This window comes from Citrobacter sp. A316, assembly GCF_002042945.1.
Lineage (GTDB): Bacteria > Pseudomonadota > Gammaproteobacteria > Enterobacterales > Enterobacteriaceae > Citrobacter > Citrobacter portucalensis.
On the sequence record NZ_MVFZ01000012.1, the window covers coordinates 107322 to 131008 of the forward strand.

Here is a 23687-nt window from a genome sequence, read left to right on the forward strand (position 1 = left end):
ATATGACGGGTAACCCTACCAGATTTGTATGGCATAGGAATTGTTATTATGACGGCGTTTATTATAGCAATAGTGATAACAGTTATTGCTGCATGGTTAATTGTGAAAAATTATCAGCCGCAAACTGTTTTATTACTCGCTGGACTGGCATTATTGACCATTACCGTACTGTTTTATCCTGAAAACAGTATTCTCTATGATAAAGCGAAATCCACTGGGTCAACCTGGTTGGATATCTTTAGCTTTGCAAAGGAATCGCTTACCACACAAATTGCTGGTATTGGTCTTATCATCATGGCTGCGGGTGGATTTGCCAGCTATATGGATCACATTAAAGCGTCGAATGCGATGGTCAATATGTGCATTCGTCCGCTGCAGGTAATTAAAGCGCCTTATCTGATCCTCGCGCTGGGGTATATCTGCGCACAGCTTCTGCATGTGGCAATTTCAAGTGCGGCGGGACTGGCGATGTTGCTGCTGGTGACATTCTTCCCGGTTCTGGTTCGTCTGGGGGTCAGTAAAGCCTCTGCGGCCGCGATGATTGGTCTGTGCGCGTTTATGGATCTAGGGCCCGCGGTAGGTACGGCGAATCTGGCGGCTAAACATGCTGGCATGGAAAGTGCTATCTACTTTGCGCATTACCAGATGCCGGTGGCGGTGGTGGTGATGCTGGCCGTGGCGGTGGTGATTTACTTCAGCGCGAAGTATTTCGACAAAAAAGATGGCTTCGTACCGGGGGCGCAAAGCGTGGCGCAAGCGGAAGAAGAAGGCCGAAAGGTACCCGCTATTTACGCGCTGTTACCCGTCCTGCCTGTCGTACTAGTGCTGGTCTTTAGCCCTTTGGTTATCAAGTCCATCAAAATAGACGTGGTCACGGCGATGATCCTTGGCGCTGTCGTCGCATTTTTCTTTGAACTGGTGGCTACCCGAGATTTCAAAAGCTGCTGCAAAGGGATACAGGTCTTTTTCAAAGGAATGGGCAGCATGTTTACCAGCATCGTTTCCTTGCTGGTGTGTGCTGATATCTATGCCCAGGGGCTGCAGAAAATTGGCGCGGTGGACTACCTGTTACAGTCTGTGCAAAACGCAGGACTGGGCTTTACCAGCATGACCCTGGTGATGACCGCGCTGGTGGGCGTAACCGCCGTCCTGACGGGCTCTGGCGTTGCCGCCTTTTTCTCCTTCTCCGGCCTGGCCCCCTCCATTGCGGCAAAATTTGGTGAGAGCGCCGTCAATATGATCCTGCCTATGCAGTTAATGGCGGGAATGGGGCGCTCAATGTCCCCAGTGGCTGGAATCATTATTGCGGTGAGTAAAGCAGGAGAATGTTCACCGTTTATGATCGTCAGAAGAACGCTGCTTCCAGCGCTGGCCGGTATCGCGGCGATGCTGGTTGCCAACTATGTCCTGATTTGAATCCCGAGAGCCTGCAAATGCAGGCTCTTATTTTTTATCTGGTTGTAATTTATGGATGGCAACGTGACAAACGATGTTTTATACGTCCCGTTTACGGGGAAGTTACTGCTTGAATCTCCATTATTAAATAAGGGAAGCAGCTTCACGCAGCAAGAAAGGCATGACTTTAACCTGAGTGGGCTACTGCCTTGCGCCATTGAGAATATTGATGAACAAGCCGAACGGGCGTATCAACAATATCTTGAGGCTGAATCCCACAACGCTCGACATATTTACCTGCGTAATATCCAGGATACTAACGAAACGTTATTTTATTACCTGTTGAAAAAGCATCTTCCAGAGATGCTGCCCATCGTTTATACCCCGGTAGTCGGGGCTGCCTGTGAAAAATTCTCGTGGATTTATCGTCGTGCACGCGGTGTCTTTATCTCCTGGCCCGATCGCGATCGTATTGACGATATTTTGCATGATATTCCACGGCACGATATCAAGGTCATCGTCGTCACCGATGGCGAGCGCATTCTGGGGCTGGGCGACCAGGGCGTTGGCGGCATGGGGATTCCTATCGGGAAACTTTCTCTCTATACCGTCTGTGGCGGGGTAAATCCGGCGAATACGCTACCTATTTTACTGGATGTCGGCACGAATAATGCGCGACTGCTGGACGACCCGCGCTATATCGGCTGGCGTCATCCGCGCATAACTGGTGAAGACTATTTCGCATTTATTGGAATGTTTATTGCTGCCGTAAAACGGCGCTGGCCTAACGTTCTGCTGCAGTTTGAAGATTTTGCCCAGCATACCGCGGTGCCGCTGCTGGACCGTTATCGCGATGAGCTGTGCTGTTTTAACGATGATATTCAGGGCACGGCGTCGGTGGCTCTGGCGACTCTGGTTGCTGCCTGCCGGGGCAGCGGTCGTGACTTCCGTCAGCAATCAATCGTAATTGTGGGGGCAGGGGCTGCAGGATGTGGGATCGCCCGGCATATTATTGCCTGCCGCATCAGTGAAGGAATGAGCGACGCCGAAGCCAGACGGACCATTTTTATGGTGGATCGCGACGGTCTGGTGATGACCACCAATAATGCTTTAGCTGATTTCCAGCAGCCGCTGACGCAGTCTCCCGAGGCCGTATCTGACTGGCAGTATGAGGGGCTGGCACCGTCATTATTGGAGGTGATCCATAATGCCAAACCCACGGTGATGCTGGGGGTGTCGGGTCAGGCTGGATTGTTCTCGCAGGAGGTCATTAGCACGATGTACCAATACTGCGAGCGCCCGATCGTTATGCCGTTGTCGAATCCCACTTCGAGAATGGAAGCGCGACCAGAAGATATCATTCGCTGGACCGAGGGGCAGGCCATCATCGCGACCGGCAGTCCCTGCGGTGTGATTGAATTTAATGGACGCTCCATTCCGGTGGCGCAGTGCAATAACGTGTATGTTTTCCCGGCCATCGGTCTGGGGGCTATCGCCAGCGGCGCGACACGCGTAACAGAGGCTATGCTGATGGCGGCAAGCCGTGCGCTGGCCGATGCTTCCCCGTTAGTGCGTAACGGGGAAGGCGCTCTGTTGCCGGAGATTGGGACAATCTGCGAGGTGACCCGCAGCATTGCCTTTGAGGTCGGTAAGGCAGCGCAGCAGTCGAGCGTGGCAGAGAAGATGAGCGACGACGCGCTGTTGCAAAGCATCAAAGATAACTTTTGGTTACCGCACTACCGTCCTTATAAACGCAGGGCAATTTAGCCGTTGTGACGAGTAAGCGGTACTCGGGTCTTGGTTGCCTTCATGATTAAGGTGTATTATTTATGCAACTTAACTATGGAGGCATCATGTCCGGCAAACGTATTGCACGTGAAAAAATGACGATCCAGAGAATGATTTCGCTCTATGAGAGCCAGTGCCCGCAGGCTTCAGACGAACCGGGGCATTACGATGCGTTGTTTGCCTATGCGCAAAAGCGTCTGGACAAGTGCGTGTTTGGTGAGGAAAAACCGGCCTGTAAACAGTGCCCGGTACACTGTTATCAGCCGGCTAAACGCGAAGAGATGAAGCAAATCATGCGTTGGGCTGGGCCGAGAATGCTCTGGCGTCACCCGATCCTGACCGTGCGTCATCTGATTGATGACAAACGTCCGGTGCCGGAATTACCTGAGAAATATCAGCGCAAGAAGTAATCTGGTAATTTTGTGCCGGATGGCGGCGATGCCTTATCCGGCCTACAAGAGCAAGTGCATTGTTGCGTAGGCCCGATAAGCGTAGCGCCATCGGGCATTAACTATCCGGTACCGAATGGCGATTACGCTTTGGTGGCAATCAGAATAGCTGAGGCTTTGATCAGCGCAACAACGCGGCTTCCCTGGCTCAGTTTCATTTCTTGCTGACTTTCATTGGTGACGACGGCAACAATCTCAAAGCCTGCGTCAGTTTTGATATGTACCGTGGCGTTGACTGCGCCTTCGGTGACCTGGGAAACACTGCCAGCAAACTGGTTGCGGGCAGAGAACTTCAGACCGCAGTCTTCAGTTGCCAGCGTCACCCATGGCGCTTTAATCAGGGCAATTGCTTCTTTCCCTTTCGCCAGACCCAGCGCCTGCTGGCTGCTATGGGTTACAATAGCGACCAGTTTCGCGCCGCCAGCCAGCGTCAGTTCAACTTCATCATTCACTGCACCCGTAGCGACTGCGCTCACCGTACCGGTTAATTGATTGCGTGCTGATACCGCCATACTGCCTCCTTTCGTTGAGATATGACCCAGTATAGCCGCACTTACTAAACCAGCGCATCCTTATCAATACCCAATCGCTTCATGCGTGAGAGTAACGTTGTACGTTTCAGCCCCAGCCTTTGTGCCGCGCCTTTGGGACCGGCAACCACACCGTTGGTTTCTTTCAATACGCGCATAATCAACTGGTATTCATCTTCGCCGTCCTGCGCGACTTCGGTTGCCACCGGAGGCGTAGACGGCGTCAAAGGGGCAATATCCGGAAGGGACAGTTGCAGTACGTTGCCCCGGGTGAGCAGAACCGCACGTTCTACCACGTTTTCCAGCTCACGCACGTTACCCGGCCATTCCATACAGCTCAGCGTGCGCAGAGCCTCGGCAGGAATACTGTCGATATTGCGTCCCATCCGACGAGCAATTTTAAAGGTGAAGGCTTTTACCAGCAGCGGAATATCTTCCGGGCGCTCACGCAGCGGCGGCAGATGGATCGGGAAGACGTTCAGCCGGTAGTACAGATCGTTACGAAATTCGCGATCGGCAACCATCTTCTTCAGATCGCGGTTGGTAGCGGCGATCAGGCGCACGTCGGTCTGGATCAGCTTATTACTGCCCAGGCGTTCAAACTCCTGCTCTTGCAGTACGCGCAGTAGCTTAGGCTGAAGCTCCAGAGGCATATCGCCAACTTCATCGAGGAACAGCGAACTTTTATCTGCCAGCTCGAAACGACCAATCCGCTGCGTGCTGGCACCGGTAAATGCGCCACGCTCATGACCGAAAAGATCGCTTTCCAGTAATCCGGCAGGCATTGCCGCGCAGTTCATTTTCACCATCCGACGGGCGTTACGTCCGCTCAGGTTGTGAATAGCCCGTGCGATCAGCTCTTTACCTGTTCCGGTCTCACCCAGAATCAAGACGGTGCTGTCGCTTTGCGCCACCATTTCGACCTGCTTGAGTACGCTGTACATCGCTTCGCTGCGACCGATGATTTCACCGAACTCACTCTCTACGTTGTTGAGTTGTTCAGTCAACGCCAGGTTTTCATCGACCAGACGTTCCTTCAGGCGGTGAATCTCCTGGTAGGCAAGCGCGTTATCCACGGCAATTGCCACACGCTCGGCGATTTGGCGCAATAGCTTGAGGTTGGCGGTAGTGAACACTTTCTCTTCGCACTGTGCCAGCTTGAGTACGCCGAGCATAGTATTGCCGGACATCAACGGTAGCAGGCACAGGGTTTGTAACTGGTTGCCCCAGGTTTCGAACAGCATGCGTTCATAAGGGGCAAGGATGTCACGCTCGCTCAGGTTAATCAGCAGCATCTCTTTGCTTTTGAAGACCCGTTCAGAGAGCGTGCCCGCTTCGTCCACTTCACTCTGTTCGTGTGCCGGATGATGTTCATCCAGATAGTGAGTGGAATAGATACTGAGTTTATTTTTGCGATCGCTGCGTAACACGATACTGATGGCATCGATGTCGAAGTAGTGGTGGATCTCTTTGGCGACTTCGCTGACCAGCTCATCAATATCCAGCCGGGAGAGCACGGCATTGGTGATGGCGACCAGGATACGAAAGTTGTCACGCTCACGACACAGCAGATCGTAATCGACGTTGTTGCTGACTCTGCTTTGAATTTGTTCAGCAACGACGCCGACTATCTGAGTGAAGGTCTGTAGACGGTTATATTCTTTTTCACTCCACGGACGATCTTCGTTACGGATGAATTCGCAACCGCCAAAGATGCGCCCATCTGCCGCCAGCGGCAGCAGGCAGTAGTGGCCAAATTCAGAATACAGTCCACCTGAAGCCAACTGTGGCCAGGTTTCCGTGAACTCATGATAGTTGCAGTGCAACGCATCGGGGCGAGACAAAATACGGCGTACCGGACCATGTGCCAGCACCGTTTCGTCTTCATAATCGATGGGTTTACCATTTTCACGCGTTGCAAAATAACGCGCACGTTGCGTTTGTGCCTGCCATAAGACAATAGCCGCGCAGTCGGCCAGCGCTGAACGCTTGACCAGCTGCGAAAGCGCCTCACTAAGAGACGGGAGATCGGGCTGCTGTAATAATGTACGAGTAATATCGAACAGGCCTTGCTGTCCGAGGTCACTCATCGGTGTATACGACATATTGCTTTTCCAGGGAAAGCACCGCAGAACGGTGCGAAAACGGTAAATGAATTATAGGTATAAGTCGTAAATTATTGCCGGATGGCCTGCCCTGAACTGGCCAGGATATACAATCCGTTGGCCCGATCGGCAAAGCGGTATCAGGCGATAATGCAGCATTAACGCCGGATATCGACGCAAATGCGTCTTATCCGGCTACAGCATGCTGCCAACCGGCTGCTAGCATATACGAGGTAATGGTTCGGCGTGTGGTAAATCGAGGGTTCGTTTCACGCCGTAGAGTCCGGCAAGACGAACACCTTTGCGTTCGACCACTTCACCAATCATTGCGGCATCGCAGCCTAACGGATGCGCGCGCAGCGCGGCAAGTACGGTTTCAGCGGCCTGGCGTTCAACGGCAATCACCAGTTTGCCTTCGTTAGCAAAGTTGAGCGCATCCAGACCCAGCAGCTCGCATACGCCACGCACCGCAGGCTTCACGGGCAGGGCTGCTTCAGACAGCTCAATACCAAATCCGCATGAAGCGGCAAATTCATGCGTTACCGCATTCACGCCGCCGCGAGTAGCGTCACGCAGCGCCTTCACGCCAGGAATATCACGCAGCGTCTGGATAAGTGGCGTTAACACCGCACAGTCGCTGACCAGTTCGCCATCAAGACCCAATTGCTCGCGTAGGTTAAGGATGGTTGCGCCGTGATCGCCAAGAGAGCCACTTACCAGCAGCACATCACCCACGCTGAGAGTCTGTGCGCCCCAGTGAATGTTGGCGGGTATTGCCCCCATTCCGGCAGTGTTAATGAACAGCTTGTCTGCAGCACCACGTTGCACGACTTTGGTATCGCCGGTCACGATGGCGATGCCTGCTTCGCGCGCGGTTGCCGCCATGCTGTTAACAACGGTTTTCAGCGTTTCCATCGGCAGACCCTCTTCGAGGATAAAACCGCAGGAGAGGTAGCGCGGAATAGCCCCGCTGACCGCCACATCGTTAGCCGTACCACAGATGGCCAGCTTGCCGATATTTCCGCCGGGGAAGAACAACGGATCGATAACGTAGCTGTCGGTTGAAAACGCCAGACGGTCGCCTTCTGCCACCAGTTGTGCCAGTTCCAGACGCGCCTGATCTTCTTGTTCCGCCAGCCATGGATTCGCGAAAGCTTCCATAAACAGACTGTTGATCAACTGCTGCATAGCCTGACCGCCGCTACCGTGGGCGAGTTGTACGCTGCTCATGCTTCACACTCCTGCTGACGATACTGATACCAGGCGGCACATGCACCTTCTGAGGAGACCATCAGGGCGCCAAACGCGGTCTCCGGGTTACACGTTTTGCCAAATAACGGGCACTGATGTGGTTTACATCTGCCCGTCAGCACTTCCCCACAACGCGCGCGCGGATCGTCATACACCTGCTGCGGCGCTGGCTGGAAATGTGCTTCGGCATCAAAGCGCTGATAGTCCGGCGTCAGGTGAACGCCAGAGGATTCGATAACGCCCAGACCGCGCCATTCGCTGTCGCCATTGACGCAGAACACCTCGGCAATGGCCTGTTGCGCTAACGCGTTACCGGCATCCGGTACCACGCGGCGGTACTGGTTTTCTACCTGGCTTTGGGCTGCAATTTTCTGTTCAATTAACATCACCACGCCTTGCAGGAGATCGAGCGGTTCAAAACCAGCGACCACCAACGGGCGATGGAAATCTGAAGCAATGAAGTTATAGGCGTCGGTGCCAATTACCATGCTGACGTGGCCCGGCGCTAAAAAGGCGTCGATACCGTTGTCCGGCTGTTCCAGCAGGCTGCGCAGCGTAGGGATAAGCGTGATGTGCTGGCAGAAAAAGTAAAAGTTCTGCACGTCACGCTGCTTTGCCTGTTGCAGGGTGATAGCGGTCGTTGGCATTGTGGTTTCAAAACCCAGACCAAAGAACACCACCTTACGCGTTGGGTTTTCCTGCGCTAGTTTCAGTGCATCCATCGGTGAATAGACAATGCGGATATCCGCACCGCGCGCCTTGGCTTGCAGCAGGGAGCCTTGTTTACCCGGGACGCGCATCGCATCGCCAAAGGTGCAGAAAATCACTTCTGGATGGCTGGCGATTTCTACACAGCTGTCGATTCTACCCATCGGCAGAACGCAAACCGGGCAACCCGGACCATGAATAAATTCCACGTTTTCCGGTAACAACTGGTCGAGGCCGAATTTGAAGATAGCGTGGGTATGACCACCACAAACTTCCATGATGCGCAGCGGACGTTCCGCCGTGTAGGGGAGGAGTGCTGCACGTTCACGCAGGTGCTCTATCAACTGCATCACCTGCTCTGGTGCGCGGTATTCGTCAACAAAACGCATTTATTTTTCCTCGCCGTACAGCAACGCGCCGACATCCGGCTCAACGTCAAACATGTTTTGCAGCGCGTCGAGCGTATCGCGCGCTTCAGCTTCATTAATGATGCTCATGGCAAAACCGACGTGGACCAGTACCCACTGGCCGAGGCGTGGTTGACCATGTTCATCACAGCTACCGACCAGCGTCAGGTCGACGTCGCGCTGAATACCGCAAACGTCGACTTTGGCCTGGTTGCCATCAATGGTGCGGATTTGACCCGGAACACCTATGCACATCGCTGCGTCTCCAGCCAGGAGAGCCATTGATCCATCCCTTCACCGCTGGTGGCGGAAATCAGGATAATCTCAATTCCCGGGTTCACTTCCCGGGCGCTGGCGATGCATTTTTCAACGTCAAAATTGAGGTACGGCAGCAGGTCCACTTTGTTGAGCAGCATCAGCGATGCAGCGGCAAACATATGCGGGTATTTCAGCGGTTTGTCTTCACCTTCGGTTACTGAAAGCACCGCCACTTTATGGCGCTCGCCGAGGTCGAAGCTGGCCGGGCAGACCAGGTTACCGACGTTTTCAATAAACAGAATACCGTTGTCATCAAGCGGCAAACGCGGCGCGGCGTCAGCGATCATTTGCGCGTCAAGGTGGCAACCTTTACCGGTGTTCACCTGGATGGCGGGGGTGCCTGTGGCGCGAATACGGGCGGCATCGTTCACCGTCTGCTGGTCACCTTCAATAACGGCGCACGGCACGCTATCTTTCAGCTTCATCAGCGTTTCGGTCAGCAGCGTAGTTTTACCGGAGCCCGGGCTTGAAACAAGATTCAGCACCAGATGCTGACGGGCCGCAAAGCGGGCACGGTTGCGCTCGGCGAGGCGGTTGTTTTTGTCCAGTACGTCAATTTCCACTTCCAGCATACGGCGTTGGCTCATACCTGGTGCGTGGGTTCCTGCCTCACCGTGACCGTAGTGCAAATCGCCTTCTTCGGTCTGGCTCGGTGTGAAATTTGAGGTCTTCACACCGGTAATATTCAGCGCCGGACGAGCCGCCGGGGCAAATGGCGCGCTGCGAAACGCCGAGTGGGGATTATGCTCATCACCCTCTATATATAGGTTGCCTTCAGCGCAACCACATGTCGTACACATCGCTCACTCCTGATCTTTTTACTTGCGATACATCTGTTGCCGGATGGCTGCGTTGCCTTATCCGGCCTACAAACGAGCTGTTTCTGTAGGCTGGATAAGACGCTTAAGCGTCGCCATCCGGCGCTGGAGTTTCATCTATTTCAATACGTCGAATCTGTAAGCCGTCATCGGCCACAATTCTCAGCATATCGCTGTTGCATTGCGGACATCGGCGCACGCGTTGCGTCAGTAACGTGACGTATTGCTGACAAGATTCGCACCAACATTCGGCTTCTTGTTCTTCGAGGTGGAGTTTACAACCTTCTGCAAGGGTCCCGCGGCATACCAGATCAAAACAAAAGGAGAGAGCGCTGGTTTCTACGCAAGAAAATGCGCCAATTTTGAGCCAGACCCCAGTTACTCGCTGAGCACCGTGTTGCGTGGCCTGTTGTTCAATCAATTCCAGTGCCCGTTGGCAGAGGGTTATTTCGTGCATACCGCCTCCTGTGAAGTTGCCGTATTAAAAGCAATAAGCATGCCAGGTTGAATTTTTTCATTCGTGACAATGACGACGATGACGAAATGACATGTCGTCACCTGCCTTTGATTTTTTATCTATATGAAAATTAAGTAATTTAATTTTGGCATGAAATGTGCTTAAAGCTGTTCATCTCTGCTAAACGGGTAACCTGACATGACTATTTGGGAAATAAGCGAAAAAGCCGATTACATCGCTGAACGGCATCGTCGCCTACAGGACCAGTGGCGTATTTACTGCAACTCGCTGGTTCAGGGGATCACCCTGTCAAAAGCGCGTTTGCATCATGCGATGAGCTGCGCACCGGACAAGGATCTCTGCTTCGTCCTTTTTGAACACTTCACTATCTACGTCACGCTGGCGGACGGCTTCAACAGCCATACCATCGAATACTACGTTGAAACGAAAGACGGTGATGATAAGCAACTGATTGCACAGGCTGAATTGACTATCGACGGTAAGGTCGATGAGCGTATTAGCAACCGCGATCGCGAGCAGGTGCTGGAGCACTATCTCGAAAAAATCGCCACCGTTTACGACAGCCTGTACACCGCGGTTGAGAACAATATGCCGGTGAATTTAAGCCAGCTGGTTGAGGGACATAGCCCGGCTTAAGCCTCGGGTGCTGCCCACTTTGTCATGATGCTTCATACATATTGCGTCACGACGTTTTAGGGAATGGGCATGTCGAAAAATGTCGAAATGACATTTGGTAGACATGTTTTCGTCAAAAATGACTATCACCTGAGGAATGCCTGGTGAATCGTTTTGTAATTGCTGACTCCACTCTTTGTATTGGCTGCCACACCTGTGAAGCCGCCTGCTCAGAGACACATCGCCAGCATGGCCTGCAGTCAATGCCGCGCCTGAAAGTGATGTTAAATGAAAAAGAATCCGCACCGCAGCTTTGCCACCAGTGTGAAGATGCGCCTTGCGCCAACGTATGTCCGGTTAATGCCATTAACCGCGTTGACGGTGCCGTACAGCTGAACGAAAGCCTGTGCGTAAGCTGCAAACTGTGCGGGATCGCTTGTCCGTTTGGTGCGATAGAGTTTTCCGGTAGCCGTCCGCTACACATTCCGGCAAATGCCAATACGCCAAAAGCCCCCCCGGCTCCGCCAGCGCCTGCTCGCGTAAGCACACTACTGGACTGGGTTCCCGGCATTCGTGCCATCGCGGTGAAATGCGATCTGTGTAGTTTTGACGAGCAAGGTCCGGCCTGCGTGCGCATGTGTCCGACCAAAGCCCTGCACCTGGTGAGCAACATGGATATCGCCCGCGCCAGCAAACGTAAGCGTGAGCTGACTTTCAATACCGATTTCGGCGATCTCACCTTGTTTCAGCAGGCTCAGAGTGGAGATGCAAAATGAGCGCAATTTCACTGATTAACAGCGGCGTGGCCTGGTTTACAGCCGCTGCGGTTCTGGCATTTCTGTTTTCATTTCATAAATCGCTGAGCGGCTGGATTGCTGGGGTTGGCGGTGCAGTCGGCAGCCTGTGTACGGCAGCCGCTGGTTTTACCGTTCTGACTAATGCGCTGGCGATTAGCGGCGTGATGCCGTTTATCGGCCACAGTCTGCAAGTGACGCCGCTGAACGCTATCTGGCTGATTACGCTGGGCCTGTGTGGCCTGTTTGTCAGCCTGTACAACATTGACTGGCATCGTCATCCGCAGGTGAAAGCTAACGGCCTGCTGGTGAATCTGCTGATGGCCGCGGCGGTATGTGCAGTGGTTGCCAGCAACCTCGGTACGCTGGTGGTGATGGCTGAAATCATGGCGCTGTGTGCCGTGTTCCTCACCGGATGCAGTAAAGAGGGCAAGCTGTGGTTTGCGCTGGGACGTATTGGTACGCTGCTGCTGGCTATTGCCTGCTATCTGGTGTGGCAGCGTTACGGCACCCTGGAGTTGCGTCTGCTTGACCTGCGTACTCAGGAATTGCCGCTTGGCTCTGACATCTGGATGTTGGGCGTGGCGGGTTTTGGCCTGCTTGCCGGGATCATTCCGCTGCACGGTTGGGTGCCACAGGCACACGCCAATGCCAGCGCACCGGCTGCGGCGCTGTTCTCTACCGTCGTCATGAAGGTTGGTCTGCTGGGTATTCTCTCCCTGTCGTTGCTGGGCGGTAACGCGCCGCTGTGGTGGGGGATTACGCTGCTGGTGCTGGGCATGATCACCGCGTTTGTTGGCGGTCTGTATGCGCTGATGGAACACAATATCCAGCGCCTGCTGGCGTACCACACGCTGGAAAACATCGGCATTATTTTGCTGGGTCTGGGCGCTGGCGTGACCGGAATATCCCTGAATCAACCTGCGCTGATCGCGCTGGGTTTGACCGGCGGTCTGTACCACCTGGTAAACCACAGCCTGTTCAAAAGCGTTCTGTTCCTGGGCGCTGGCAGTATCTGGTTCCGTACCGGTCATCGTGATATCGAAAAACTGGGCGGTATCGGTAAACGTATGCCGGTTATCTCTCTGGCGATGCTGGTTGGACTGATGGCGATGGCCGCACTGCCGCCGCTGAACGGTTTTGCCGGTGAGTGGGTTATCTACCAATCCTTCTTTAAGCTCGGCAATAGCGGCGCATTTGTCGGTAGCCTGTTAGGACCGTTGCTGGCGGTAGGGCTGGCAATTACCGGCGCGCTGGCGGTGATGTGTATGGCGAAAGTCTATGGCGTTACGTTCCTTGGCGCACCGCGCACGAAGGAAGCTGAAAATGCCTGCTGCGCGCCAATCCTGATGGGGGTGAGCGTCGTCGCGCTGGCTATCTGCTGCGTGATTGGCGGCGTTGCTGCGCCGTGGCTGCTGCCGATGATCTCCTCTGCCGTTCCGCTGCCGTTGGAAACCGCGAACACCACCGTTTCTCAGCCAATGATCACGCTGCTGCTGATCGCGTGTCCGCTGCTGCCGTTCATCATCATGGCCATTTTCAAAGGCAACCGTCTGCCGTCGCGTTCACGTGGTGCGGCGTGGGTGTGTGGTTACGATCACGAGCAGTCAATGGTGATTACCGCGCACGGTTTTGCCATGCCGGTGAAAGAAGCCTTTGCCCCGGTACTCAAACTGCGTAAATGGCTGAACCCGGTATCACTGGTTCCGGGCTGGCAGAATGCGGCTGCACCGGTGCTGTTCCGTCGCCTGGCGCTGATTGAGCTGGCGGTGCTGGTGGTGATTGTGGTTTCACGAGGAGCCTGAGAATGAGTGTTTTATATCCGTTAATTCAGGCGCTGGTGCTGTTTGCCGTTGCGCCGCTGCTGTCCGGTATTACCCGCGTGGCGCGTGCGCGTTTGCACAATCGCCGCGGTCCGGGCGTTTTGCAGGAATACCGCGACATTATCAAACTACTGGGTCGTCAGAGCATTGCCCCTGCGGATTCCAGCTGGGTTTTCCGCCTGACGCCGTTTGTGATGGTGGGCGTGATGCTGACTATCGCCACTGCGTTACCGGTAGTGACCGTTGGCTCGCCGCTGCCACAACTGGGCGATCTGATCACCTTAATTTACCTGTTCGCCATCGCCCGCTTCTTCTTCTCTATCGCGGGACTGGATACCGGTAGCCCGTTTACCGCCATTGGCGCCAGCCGTGAAGCGATGCTCGGCGTGCTGGTTGAACCTATCCTGCTGCTGGGGCTGTGGGTAGCGGCACAGGTTGCGGGTTCAACCCATATCAGCAATATCGCCGATACCATTTACCACTGGCCTGCTGCGCGCAGCATTCCGCTGATTCTGGCACTGTGCGCCTGTGCTTTTGCCACCTTTATCGAAATGGGCAAACTGCCATTCGATCTGGCGGAAGCAGAGCAGGAGCTGCAGGAAGGTCCATTGACTGAATACAGCGGCAGCGGTTTTGCCGTGCTGAAGTGGGGCATTAGCCTCAAACAGTTGGTCGTTCTGCAAATGTTCGTTGGCGTGTTCCTGCCGTGGGGACAGATGGAAACCTTCAACGTCGGTGGACTGCTGCTGGCGCTGGTGATTGCCGTCGTCAAGCTGGTCCTCGGTGTGCTGGTCATCGCCCTGTTCGAAAACAGCATGGCGCGTCTGCGTTTTTGCGCCACTTCACGCGTGACCTGGGCCGGTTTTGGGTTTGCGTTTTTAGCGTTCGTCTCCTTGCTGGTGGCGTGATTTAAGAGAGTTTGAGCATGTCTGAAGAAAAATTAGGTCAACAATATCTCGCTGCGCTGCATCAGGCCTTTCCGGGCGTGGTGCTGGATGAAGCCTGGCAGACCAAAGATCAGCTGACGATCACCGTCAAGGTGAACTACCTGCCGGAAGTGGTTGAGTTCCTGTACTACAAACAGGGCGGCTGGTTATCCGTGCTGTTTGGTAACGACGAACGTCAGCTGTGTGGGCATTACGCCGTTTATTACGTGATGTCGATGGAGCAGGGCACCAAATGCTGGATAACCGTCCGCGTTGAAGTCGATGCCAATAAGCTGGAGTTCCCGTCCGTCACGCCGCGCGTTCCTGCTGCGGTGTGGGGCGAGCGTGAAGTGCGCGATATGTATGGTTTGATCCCGGTTGGTTTACCGGATGAACGTCGTCTGGTACTGCCGGATGACTGGCCAGACGAACTCTATCCGCTGCGTAAAGACAGCATGGATTATCGTCAGCGCCCGGCGCCGACTACCGATGCTGAAACCTACGAATTCATCAACGAACTGGGCGACAAGAAAAATAACGTGGTGCCGATTGGCCCGTTGCACGTCACCTCCGATGAACCCGGTCACTTCCGCCTGTTCGTTGATGGCGAGAACATTATCGACGCCGACTACCGTCTGTTCTATGTCCACCGCGGCATGGAGAAACTGGCGGAAACCCGTATGGGTTACAACGAAGTAACGTTCCTGTCGGATCGCGTGTGCGGCATCTGCGGCTTTGCGCACAGCACCGCTTATACCACCTCCGTTGAGAATGCGATGGGCATCGTGGTGCCGGAACGTGCGCAGATGATCCGCGCCATTCTGCTGGAAGTTGAGCGTCTGCACTCGCACCTGCTGAACCTCGGCCTGGCCTGTCACTTCACCGGTTTTGATTCCGGCTTTATGCAGTTCTTCCGCGTGCGTGAAACGTCCATGAAGATGGCGGAAATCCTCACTGGGGCGCGTAAAACTTACGGTCTGAACCTGATCGGCGGTATTCGTCGTGACCTGCTGAAAGAAGATATGATCCAGACCCGTCAACTGGCGCAGCAGATGCGTCGTGACGTGCAGGAACTGGTCGATATGCTGCTCAGCACGCCGAACATGGAACAGCGTACCGTTGGTATTGGTCGTCTGGATCCGGAAATTGCCCGTGACTTCAGTAACGTCGGTCCTATGGTTCGCGCCAGCGGCCACGCGCGTGACACCCGCGCCGATCACCCGTTTGTCGGTTATGGCCTGCTGCCGATGGAAGTTCACAGCGAGCAGGGCTGCGATGTGATTTCTCGTCTGAAAGTCCGTATCAATGAAGTCTACACCGCGCTGAATATGATCGACTTTGGTCTGGATAACCTGCCGGGCGGCCCGCTGATGGTGGAAGGCTTTACCTATATTCCTCACCGTTTCGCACTGGGCTTTGCTGAAGCGCCGCGTGGAGATGACATCCACTGGAGCATGACCGGCGACAACCAGAAACTGTATCGCTGGCGCTGCCGTGCGGCGACCTACGCCAACTGGCCGACGCTGCGCTACATGCTGCGTGGCAATACCGTTTCCGATGCCCCGCTGATTATCGGTAGCCTCGATCCTTGCTACTCCTGTACTGACCGTATGACCGTGGTCGATGTGCGTAAGAAGAAGAGCAAAGTCGTGCCGTACAAAGAACTTGAGCGCTACAGCATCGAGCGTAAAAACTCGCCGCTGAAATAAGGAATCGCCATGTTTACCTTTATCAAAAAAGTCATCAAAACCGGGGCGCCGACGTCGTCGTATCCGCTGGAGCCGATTGCGGTCGATAAAAACTTCCGTGGCAAACCGGAACATAATCCGCAGCAGTGCATCGGCTGCGCGGCCTGTGTGAATGCGTGCCCGTCGAACGCGTTGACGGTGGAAACCGATCTGGTCACCAATGAGCTGGCGTGGCAGTTCAACCTCGGTCGCTGCATCTTCTGCGCCCGCTGCGAAGAAGTCTGCCCGACAGCGGCGATCAAGCTGTCGCAGGAGTATGAGCTGGCGGTGTGGAAGAAAGATGATTTCCTGCAGCAGTCGCGCTTTGCGCTGTGTAATTGCCGCGTATGTAACCGTCCTTTTGCGGTGCAAAAAGAGATTGATTACGCCATTGCGCTGCTTAAGCACAACGGTGATACCCGCGCGGAAAATCACCGTGAAAGCTTTGAGACCTGCCCGGACTGTAAGCGCCAGAAATGTCTGGTGCCATCTGACCGTATTGAACTGACTCGCCATATGAAAGAGGCCAGCTGATGAGCAATTTATTAGGCCCACGTGACGCCAACGGTATTCCGGTACCGATGACGGTGGATGAATCCATTGCCAGCATGAAAGCGTCGCTGCTGAAAAGCATCAAGCGTTCAGCGTACGTTTACCGTGTGGACTGCGGCGGCTGCAACGGTTGCGAAATCGAAATCTTTGCAACGCTTTCTCCGCTGTTTGATGCCGAACGTTTTGGCATCAAAGTCGTACCGTCACCGCGCCATGCGGATATTCTGCTGTTTACCGGCGCGGTAACCCGTGCCATGCGCTCTCCGGCGCTGCGCGCCTGGCAGTCTGCGCCAGATCCGAAAATTTGTATCTCTTACGGTGCTTGCGGTAACAGCGGCGGTATCTTCCACGACTTATACTGCGTATGGGGCGGCACGGACAAAATCGTACCGGTGGACGTGTATATTCCAGGCTGTCCGCCGACGCCAGCGGCAACGTTGTACGGTTTTGCCATGGCGCTGGGTCTGCTGGAACAAAAAATTCACGCGCGTGCACCGGGTGAACTGGACGAACAGCCGGCGGAAATTCTGCATCCGGATATGGTTCAGCCGTTGCGTGTGAAGGTGGATCGCGAGGCTCGCCGTCTGGCGGGATACCGCTACGGTCGCCAGATTGCTGATGACTATATGACGCAGTTAGGGCAGGGCGAGCATCAGGTGGCGCGCTGGCTGGAAGCGGAAAACGATCCGCGTCTGACCGAGATCGTCACGCATCTTAACCATGTTGTCGAAGAGGCGCGTATCCGATGAGTGAAACGGTGGTGTTCAGTCAACTGAGCCGTAAGTTTATTGATGAGAACGATGCGACGCCCGCGGAGGCGCAGCAGGTTGTCTATTACAGCCTGGCGATTGGTCACCACCTTGGGATCATCGATTGCCTGGAAGCGGCGTTAACTTGTCCATGGGACGAATATCTGGCATGGATTGCTACCCTTGCTGAGGGAAGCGAAGCACGCCGGAAAATGGAAGGCGTGCCGAAATACGGCGAGATCGTTATCGATTTCAACCATGTGCAAATGCTGGCGCGCGCGTTCGATGATGCGCGTGCCGTGCAGACCCCGCAGCAGCAGGAGTGGAGCAAGCTGATGCTTAGCATGCTGCACGACATACACCAGGAAAGCGCCATCTATCTGATGGTGAGGAGACACCGTGACTGACGTTTTATTATGTGTGGGTAACAGCATGATGGGCGATGACGGCGCGGGCCCGCTGCTGGCTGAAATGTGTGCTGCAAATCCTCAAGGCAACTGGGTTGTCATCGACGGCGGTAGCGCGCCGGAGAATGATATTGTTGCCATCCGCGAACTGCGTCCGCAGCGTTTGTTGATTGTTGATGCCACCGATATGGGGCTGAACCCAGGTGAAATCCGCATTATCGATCCCGATGATATTGCCGAGATGTTCATGATGACGACCCATAACATGCCGCTGAACTACCTGGTCGATCAGTTGAAAGACGATGTTGGTGAGGTGATTTTCCTCGGCATTCAACCGGACATCGTCGGTTTTTACTACCCGATGACACAGCCGATCAAAGACGCGGTTGATACCGTCTATCAGCGATTAGCCGGTTGGGAAGGACACGGTGGATTCTCCGAGCTGGAAGCGCCAGAAGAGTAAACCGTATCAGTGCCGGATGTGAACGACATCCGGCCTGTTTTCCCAGTGTATCCTCGTCATTCAATTGCCTGCTCAATTATTAATTTCCCCTGCATCACTGATACATTCACTGCGGTACCGGTCGGAAATCCAGCTTGTTCCAGCCAGTCGCCGTTCAGCGTGAGCGAGGCGTGACGACTGATTCGTCGCGTGTAACCCGTTTTTGGATCTTCATGGCGTTTTCTGACATAGCTGACTTTCAGGCGACGTACCGGTTTGGTGATTGCCACTGCTGTTTTGCCCTTTTTATCAAACATGCACGCTTCCTTGTGGTGAACGGCCAGGATTAAAAACTACTGAATAAAATGCCAGTAAAAAAGGGGGAGGGCAAACCTGAAACTGGAAGGACGATTCCAAATCTGGAATGTAATAAATGAAATGAAAATATGTACTTCTGCCGGAAGGCTGTAACCCCCTCCGGCAGATCCGTCATGCCAGATCGGCACCGTTACTGGCGATGACTTTTTTGTACCACCAGAATGATTTCTTACGGGTGCGCGCCAGCGTGCCGTTGCCCGCGTCATCGCGGTCCACGTACACAAAACCGTAGCGTTTGCTCATCTCACCGGTTGAGGCAGAAACCAGATCGATACAGCCCCAGGTGGTGTAACCCATCAGCGGCACGCCATCTTCAATCGCGTCTGCCATGGCGCGAATATGTTCGCGTAAATAGCTGATGCGATAGTCGTCATTGATCTCACCGTTAGCATCAATTTCATCTTTCGCTCCCAGCCCGTTTTCCACCAGAAACAGCGGCTTCTGATAGCGGTCATACATCATATTCATGGTGATGCGCAGGCCGAGCGGATCGATGCCCCAACCCCATTCGCTGGCGGCAATATACGGATTACGCAGCGACTTCACCACGTTGGCGGCGCTGGTATTGCCCGTGTTCATTTCAGCGGAGGCGCAACGCGATGCGTAATAGCTAAACGAGACGAAATCGACGGTGTTTTTCAGGATGTCGTCATCTTCCGGGGCTTTTTCGATTACCACGCCTTTTTCGCGAAACACGCGGGCAGAGTAAGCCGGGTAGGCCCCGCGAGCCTGCACATCAATAAAGAACAGGTTTTCGCGGTCTTTTTCCAGCGCGGTCCACACATCTTCCGGCTTACACGAATAAGGATAAAAATTACCGCCAGCCAGCATACAACCGACCTGGTTTTGCGGATTAATTTCATGGGCTATTTTAGTCGCCAGGGCGCTGGCTATCAGTTCGTGGTGAGCGGACTGATATTTCACCTGATCCTGATTTTCACCTTCTTCAAATACCAGCCCGGCGCCTGAAAAGGGGCTGTGCAGCATAATGTTGATTTCGTTGAACGTCAGCCAGTACTTCACCAGACCGTCAAAGGCCTCGAAGCAGGTACGGGCGTAGCGGGTAAAGAACTCCACCATTTTGCGGTTACGCCAGGAGCCGTACTCGGTGACCAGATGCATAGGCACATCGAAGTGACACAGCGTGACTAATGGCTCAATACCGTATTTTTTACACTCGGCAAACACGGCCCGATAAAACGCGATTCCGTCTTCATTCGGCGCCATCTCGTCGCCGTTGGGGTAGAGGCGGCTCCAGGCAATGGAAGTACGAAAAACCGTAAACCCCATTTCCGCCATCAGCGCGATATCTTCTTTATAGCGATGATAAAAGTCGATCGCCTGATGGCTGGGATAAAATTCGTCATCCCGCAGCGTAAAGCGCTTCTCCTGACCCAGTTTGACGGGCATGCGGTGTGTGCCGTGGGGGATCATATCGACGGTAGTCAGCCCTTTGCCGCCTTCCCGGTATGCCCCTTCAGACTGGTTGGCGGCCAATGCGCCGCCCCATAAAAATCCTTGCGGAAAAACAGACATAATTAACCTCAGTTCATACCAGTCAAATGCTGGCTCCATTGATATTGCCCGGTTGTGCGGCCTGGTTTTTTCTGGCCTGCGCGGCTGCATCTTCGACAGGAATATCTTCAAAGCCGAGAATCAGTGTTAATACAAAGGAAAGCACTACCGCCAGCGCCATCACGCCAAATACCCAAACGATGGTCATCGGATTGGCCGGATCGAAAAATTGTACGCTAGTGAACAGGCCCGGAGCCGCCATGGAATGGCTTGCAAGCCCGGCCATTCCGGCAACAGCACCGCAGATAAAACCGCTGATAAGGCTCGCAATCAGCGGACGTTTCAGGCGAATTGCCACGCCATACAGCGCGGGTTCAGAAATGCCCGCCATGATGGCTGAGGCGGCTGCCGCTAACGCCGTCTGGCGCAACTCCGGGTTTTTGGTTTTCCATGCCACTGCCAGCGATGAACCACCTAACGATAAATTGGCGCCGATTTCCGACGGCATCACCATGCCTTCTTTTCCGGTTTCGGCAATGGTCTGAATAATGGTTGGCGTAAAGACGCGGTGCATACCGGTCATTACCAGCAGCGGCCACAGTGCACCCATAATGGCCACCGACAGCCAGCCGAGATAGCCGTGGATGGTATAGACCAGCGCTGAAATCGCGCTACCGATCCAGATACCGATCGGACCAATGATAACGATGGCGAGCGGGGCGGCGATCAGCACGATCAGCATCGGTTTGAGGAAGTTTTTGGTCACCGCCGGAGTAATACGATCGACCCAACGTTCGATGTATGACAAGCACCAGGTCATAACCAGTGCGGGGATCACCGTGTAGGTGTATTTCACCGCCGTCACCGGGATCAGGGCAAACTCAACGTGCTCACCCTGCGCGGCCTTCGCCATCAGGTCGATAAAGCTGGGATGCACCAGTACGCCCGCGATGGCGATAGCCAGCGACATGTTGGTTTTGAATTTGATAGCGGCCGACGCGGCGACCATCAGCGGCAGGAAGAAGAATGCGCCGTCGCCGATAACGGTCAGTATGGTGAGCGTGGACGATCCTTTCACCAGCACGCCGGTCATTTCCAGAACCATCGCCAGCAGCTTGAGCATTGATCCGCCGATAATCGCCGGGATCAACGGCGACATAGTGCCGATCAGCGCATCAAGGATCCCCGCGCCAATCCGCTTCAGCGTTAGCCGGGGTTTGGTTTGCGGTTCAGCTGGCTGCATGTTGGCAGGCAACAGGCTGATCACTTCGCGATATGCCTGCGAAACGGTGTTGCCGATAATTACCTGGCACTGGTTCTCGTTGCGCACCACGCCCAGCACGCCAGTGAGGGACTTCAGCGTTGCGCTGTCGACCTGCGAGTCATCTTTGATAACGAAACGCAAACGGGTCATACAGTGGGTCACTGCTGTGATGTTGTCGACGCCTCCCAGAGCCGTCACAACGGAGCGCGCCAGCGCTGCATAATTCTTGGACATCGGATTTAATCCTGTTTTATCAGTAGAGTACGTTATGTTTTATCCGTTTACGTGGGTCGCTTTTCTGAGTTGATGAAACGCAGATAGGAAACCGGTTCCACAAAATCATGTTTAAATTACATAAACTGATCAAGATTTAATTTTTATCATTTCTTGTAAATGTGACTCCGATCACCAGATGTCAGCGTCTGCGATTTAGCAGCAAGGACAGCGGCAAAACGGTGCAGTACACTGCGTCACATTGAGAGAAAAGGGATGAGTAATATGACCACGATGCTGGAGGTGGCGAAGCGTGCCGGGGTGTCGAAAGCGACGGTTTCCCGGGTGCTTTCCGGGAACGGCTACGTTAGCCAGGAAACCAAAGACCGCGTGTTTCAGGCCATTGAAGAGAGTGGTTACCGCCCAAATTTGCTGGCGCGCAGTCTCGCAGCGAAAACCACGCAGACACTGGGTCTGGTGGTAACAAATACCCTTTATCACGGTGTCTATTTCAGCGAGCTGCTGTTTCATGCCGCGCGGATGGCGGAAGATAAAGGACGCCAGTTGTTACTGGCTGACGGTAAGCACAGCGCTGAGGAAGAGCGCGAGGCGATCCAGTACCTGCTCGACCTGCGCTGTGACGCGATTATGATTTATCCGCGTTTTCTCAGTGTGGATGAGATAGACGATATCATCGATGCCCACAGCCAGCCGATTATGGTGCTTAATCGACGCCTGCGGAAAAACAGTAGCCACAGCGTATGGTGCGATCAAAAGCAAACCAGCTTTAACGCCGTTACTCAGCTCATTGCATCCGGGCATAAAGAGATTGGTTTTATTACCGGCTCGATGGATTCGCCAACCGGCGTGGAGCGACTTTCAGGCTATAAAGACGCGCTGGCACATCATGGTATCGGGCTAAATAATGATCTGATTGTTAAAGGGAAATGGACGCCAGCCTGCGGCGCTGCGGGTGTGAAAACTTTGCTTTCGCGCAAGGTCAATTTTACCGCACTGGTGGCCAGTAATGACGATATGGCGATCGGCGCGATGAAGCAGTTGCATGAGCATGGCGTGAGCGTTCCCGCACAGGTGTCGGTGATTGGCTTTGATGATATCGCCCTCGCGCCATACACTATTCCGGCGCTTTCCAGCGTTAAAATTCCGGTAACAGAAATGATTCAGGAAACGATTGGGCGCCTGATCTTTATGTTAGGTGACGGGGCATTTACGCCGCCAAAGACCTTCACTGGTGAACTCATTGCGCGCGACTCAGTTGCGCCGCCCGTTTCGCGCTGACGGCTGTCATTTGTCATCGTCACTAGTGACGATGACACGCTCTTCTTGCGTTCTTCAAAATAAAACTCTTTTAATAACAATGAATTAAATTCTGGCACGATTTGTGTATGTTTCGGCAGATATTCTGTCATTGCTGGAGAAATTGATGAACCGTTTCATCATTGCAGACGCCAATAAATGCATTGGTTGCCGTACCTGTGAAGTGGCCTGCGTGGTATCCCATCAGGATAACCAGGACTGCGCATCGCTGACCCCTGAAACCTTTTTACCCCGCATTCACGTCATCAAAGGCGTTAATGTCTCCACGGCGACGCTGTGCCGCCAGTGTGAAGACGCGCCGTGCGCTAACGTCTGCCCGAACGGTGCGATCAGCCGTGATAAAGGCTTTGTCCACGTAATGCAGGAACGCTGCATTGGCTGTAAAACCTGCGTTGTGGCTTGCCCTTATGGTGCAATGGAAGTGGTTGTGCGTCCGGTTGTGCGTAACAGCGGCGCGGGTCTGAACGTCCGTGCTGAAAAAGCTGAAGCCAATAAGTGCGACCTGTGCCACCATCGTGAGGCCGGTCCTGCCTGTATGGAAGTGTGCCCGACTCACGCGCTGATATATGTGGATCGCAATAAGCTTGAGCAACTTAGCGCGGAAAAACGCCGTCGCGCCGCGCTGGATTCCACCGCATCTTTGCTGTTCTGATATCTGAAAATCCGCGTAAAATACGGTAGTACTTATGCCGGATGG

24 protein-coding genes are annotated in these 23687 nt (G+C 54.1%); 14 read left to right on the top strand and 10 right to left on the bottom strand.

Annotated elements, in window-relative coordinates:
* Positions 1–48: 48 nt before the first annotated feature.
* The 3 genes from dcuC to BZK41_RS15720 all read left to right on the top strand — a co-directional run bounded on the left by dcuC (position 49) and on the right by BZK41_RS15720 (position 3593).
* Positions 49–1416, top strand: coding sequence for a C4-dicarboxylate transporter DcuC (gene dcuC / locus BZK41_RS15710; protein WP_079938759.1), 1368 nt, complete (start codon positions 49–51; stop codon positions 1414–1416).
* Between the two features lie 51 nt (positions 1417–1467).
* Complete coding sequence (locus BZK41_RS15715; protein ID WP_079938760.1) at positions 1468–3162, top strand: NAD-dependent malic enzyme; 1695 nt, start codon at positions 1468–1470, stop codon at positions 3160–3162.
* Between the two features lie 86 nt (positions 3163–3248).
* Positions 3249–3593 carry a nitrous oxide-stimulated promoter family protein gene (locus tag BZK41_RS15720; RefSeq protein WP_003825888.1) on the top strand — a complete coding sequence of 115 codons (345 nt, stop codon included), beginning with the start codon at positions 3249–3251 and terminating at the stop codon, positions 3591–3593.
* Between the two features lie 122 nt (positions 3594–3715).
* Here BZK41_RS15720 and BZK41_RS15725 read toward each other — a convergent pair whose 3' ends face one another.
* From BZK41_RS15725 to hypA, 7 genes are all read right to left on the bottom strand, one after another.
* Complete coding sequence (locus BZK41_RS15725) at positions 3716–4144, bottom strand: TOBE domain-containing protein (protein ID WP_003825890.1); 429 nt, start codon at positions 4142–4144, stop codon at positions 3716–3718.
* A 44-nt stretch (positions 4145–4188) separates the two neighbouring features.
* Entirely contained in the window at positions 4189–6267 is a 2079-nt protein-coding gene (gene flhA, locus BZK41_RS15730) for a formate hydrogenlyase transcriptional activator FlhA (RefSeq protein ID WP_032944751.1), read from the bottom strand.
* Between the two features lie 219 nt (positions 6268–6486).
* The gene (hypE, locus tag BZK41_RS15735) at positions 6487–7497 is read right to left on the bottom strand and encodes a hydrogenase expression/formation protein HypE (RefSeq protein WP_079938761.1); all 1011 of its coding nucleotides are present in this window, start codon (positions 7495–7497) and stop codon (positions 6487–6489) included.
* Entirely contained in the window at positions 7494–8615 is a 1122-nt protein-coding gene (hypD, locus tag BZK41_RS15740) for a hydrogenase formation protein HypD (RefSeq protein WP_038633106.1), read from the bottom strand. The genes hypE and hypD overlap by 4 nt, the downstream gene beginning before the upstream one ends.
* Entirely contained in the window at positions 8616–8888 is a 273-nt protein-coding gene (gene hypC, locus BZK41_RS15745) for a hydrogenase 3 maturation protein HypC (RefSeq protein ID WP_003037411.1), read from the bottom strand.
* A complete protein-coding gene (gene hypB, locus BZK41_RS15750) occupies positions 8879–9751 on the bottom strand; it encodes a hydrogenase nickel incorporation protein HypB (protein ID WP_003037409.1) in 873 nt (290 codons plus the stop codon). Before hypB ends, hypC begins: the two co-directional genes overlap by 10 nt.
* Positions 9752–9854: 103 nt before the next feature.
* Complete coding sequence (hypA, locus tag BZK41_RS15755; RefSeq protein WP_003825904.1) at positions 9855–10226, bottom strand: hydrogenase maturation nickel metallochaperone HypA; 372 nt, start codon at positions 10224–10226, stop codon at positions 9855–9857.
* 198 nt (positions 10227–10424) lie between these two features.
* On the opposite strand from hypA, the gene hycA reads away from it, so the two are divergent.
* From hycA to hycI, 9 genes are all read left to right on the top strand, one after another.
* The gene (gene hycA / locus BZK41_RS15760; protein WP_008785633.1) at positions 10425–10883 is read left to right on the top strand and encodes a formate hydrogenlyase regulator HycA; all 459 of its coding nucleotides are present in this window, start codon (positions 10425–10427) and stop codon (positions 10881–10883) included.
* Between the two features lie 143 nt (positions 10884–11026).
* A complete protein-coding gene (gene hycB, locus BZK41_RS15765; RefSeq protein WP_079938762.1) occupies positions 11027–11638 on the top strand; it encodes a formate hydrogenlyase subunit HycB in 612 nt (203 codons plus the stop codon).
* A complete protein-coding gene (gene hycC, locus BZK41_RS15770; protein WP_079938763.1) occupies positions 11635–13461 on the top strand; it encodes a formate hydrogenlyase subunit 3 in 1827 nt (608 codons plus the stop codon). The genes hycB and hycC overlap by 4 nt, the downstream gene beginning before the upstream one ends.
* A gap of 2 nt (positions 13462–13463) precedes the next feature.
* Positions 13464–14387 carry a respiratory chain complex I subunit 1 family protein gene (locus BZK41_RS15775; RefSeq protein ID WP_079938764.1) on the top strand — a complete coding sequence of 308 codons (924 nt, stop codon included), beginning with the start codon at positions 13464–13466 and terminating at the stop codon, positions 14385–14387.
* A 17-nt stretch (positions 14388–14404) separates the two neighbouring features.
* The gene (gene hycE / locus BZK41_RS15780) at positions 14405–16114 is read left to right on the top strand and encodes a formate hydrogenlyase subunit HycE (RefSeq protein WP_003037393.1); all 1710 of its coding nucleotides are present in this window, start codon (positions 14405–14407) and stop codon (positions 16112–16114) included.
* Positions 16115–16123: 9 nt separating this feature from the next.
* A complete protein-coding gene (locus BZK41_RS15785; RefSeq protein WP_032944742.1) occupies positions 16124–16666 on the top strand; it encodes a formate hydrogenlyase complex iron-sulfur subunit in 543 nt (180 codons plus the stop codon).
* Positions 16666–17433, top strand: coding sequence for a formate hydrogenlyase subunit HycG (hycG, locus tag BZK41_RS15790; RefSeq protein WP_003037388.1), 768 nt, complete (start codon positions 16666–16668; stop codon positions 17431–17433). The genes BZK41_RS15785 and hycG overlap by 1 nt, the downstream gene beginning before the upstream one ends.
* The gene (locus tag BZK41_RS15795; RefSeq protein WP_003037385.1) at positions 17430–17840 is read left to right on the top strand and encodes a formate hydrogenlyase maturation HycH family protein; all 411 of its coding nucleotides are present in this window, start codon (positions 17430–17432) and stop codon (positions 17838–17840) included. Before hycG ends, BZK41_RS15795 begins: the two co-directional genes overlap by 4 nt.
* Positions 17833–18303 carry a hydrogenase maturation peptidase HycI gene (hycI, locus tag BZK41_RS15800; RefSeq protein WP_003037382.1) on the top strand — a complete coding sequence of 157 codons (471 nt, stop codon included), beginning with the start codon at positions 17833–17835 and terminating at the stop codon, positions 18301–18303. The genes BZK41_RS15795 and hycI overlap by 8 nt, the downstream gene beginning before the upstream one ends.
* A 56-nt stretch (positions 18304–18359) precedes the next feature.
* Here the strand turns inward: hycI and BZK41_RS15805 are convergent, their stop codons facing one another.
* The 3 genes from BZK41_RS15805 to ascF form a co-directional block, all read right to left on the bottom strand.
* A complete protein-coding gene (locus tag BZK41_RS15805) occupies positions 18360–18599 on the bottom strand; it encodes a SymE family type I addiction module toxin (RefSeq protein ID WP_008785630.1) in 240 nt (79 codons plus the stop codon).
* Positions 18600–18771: 172 nt separating this feature from the next.
* Positions 18772–20196 (bottom strand): 6-phospho-beta-glucosidase, encoded by a 1425-nt coding sequence (locus BZK41_RS15810; protein WP_079938795.1) that lies wholly within the window; start codon positions 20194–20196, stop codon positions 18772–18774.
* 22 nt (positions 20197–20218) lie between these two features.
* On the bottom strand, positions 20219–21673 hold the full coding sequence (gene ascF / locus BZK41_RS15815; RefSeq protein WP_079938765.1) for a PTS cellobiose/arbutin/salicin transporter subunit IIBC: 1455 nt from the start codon (positions 21671–21673) through the stop codon (positions 20219–20221).
* 264 nt (positions 21674–21937) lie between these two features.
* On the opposite strand from ascF, the gene BZK41_RS15820 reads away from it, so the two are divergent.
* Together BZK41_RS15820 and hydN are read left to right on the top strand one after the other, a co-directional pair.
* Positions 21938–22951, top strand: a complete 1014-nt coding sequence (locus BZK41_RS15820) for a LacI family DNA-binding transcriptional regulator (protein WP_079938766.1) — start codon at positions 21938–21940, stop codon at positions 22949–22951.
* A gap of 145 nt (positions 22952–23096) precedes the next feature.
* Complete coding sequence (gene hydN, locus BZK41_RS15825) at positions 23097–23642, top strand: electron transport protein HydN (protein WP_003037366.1); 546 nt, start codon at positions 23097–23099, stop codon at positions 23640–23642.
* Positions 23643–23687 lie beyond the last annotated feature (45 nt).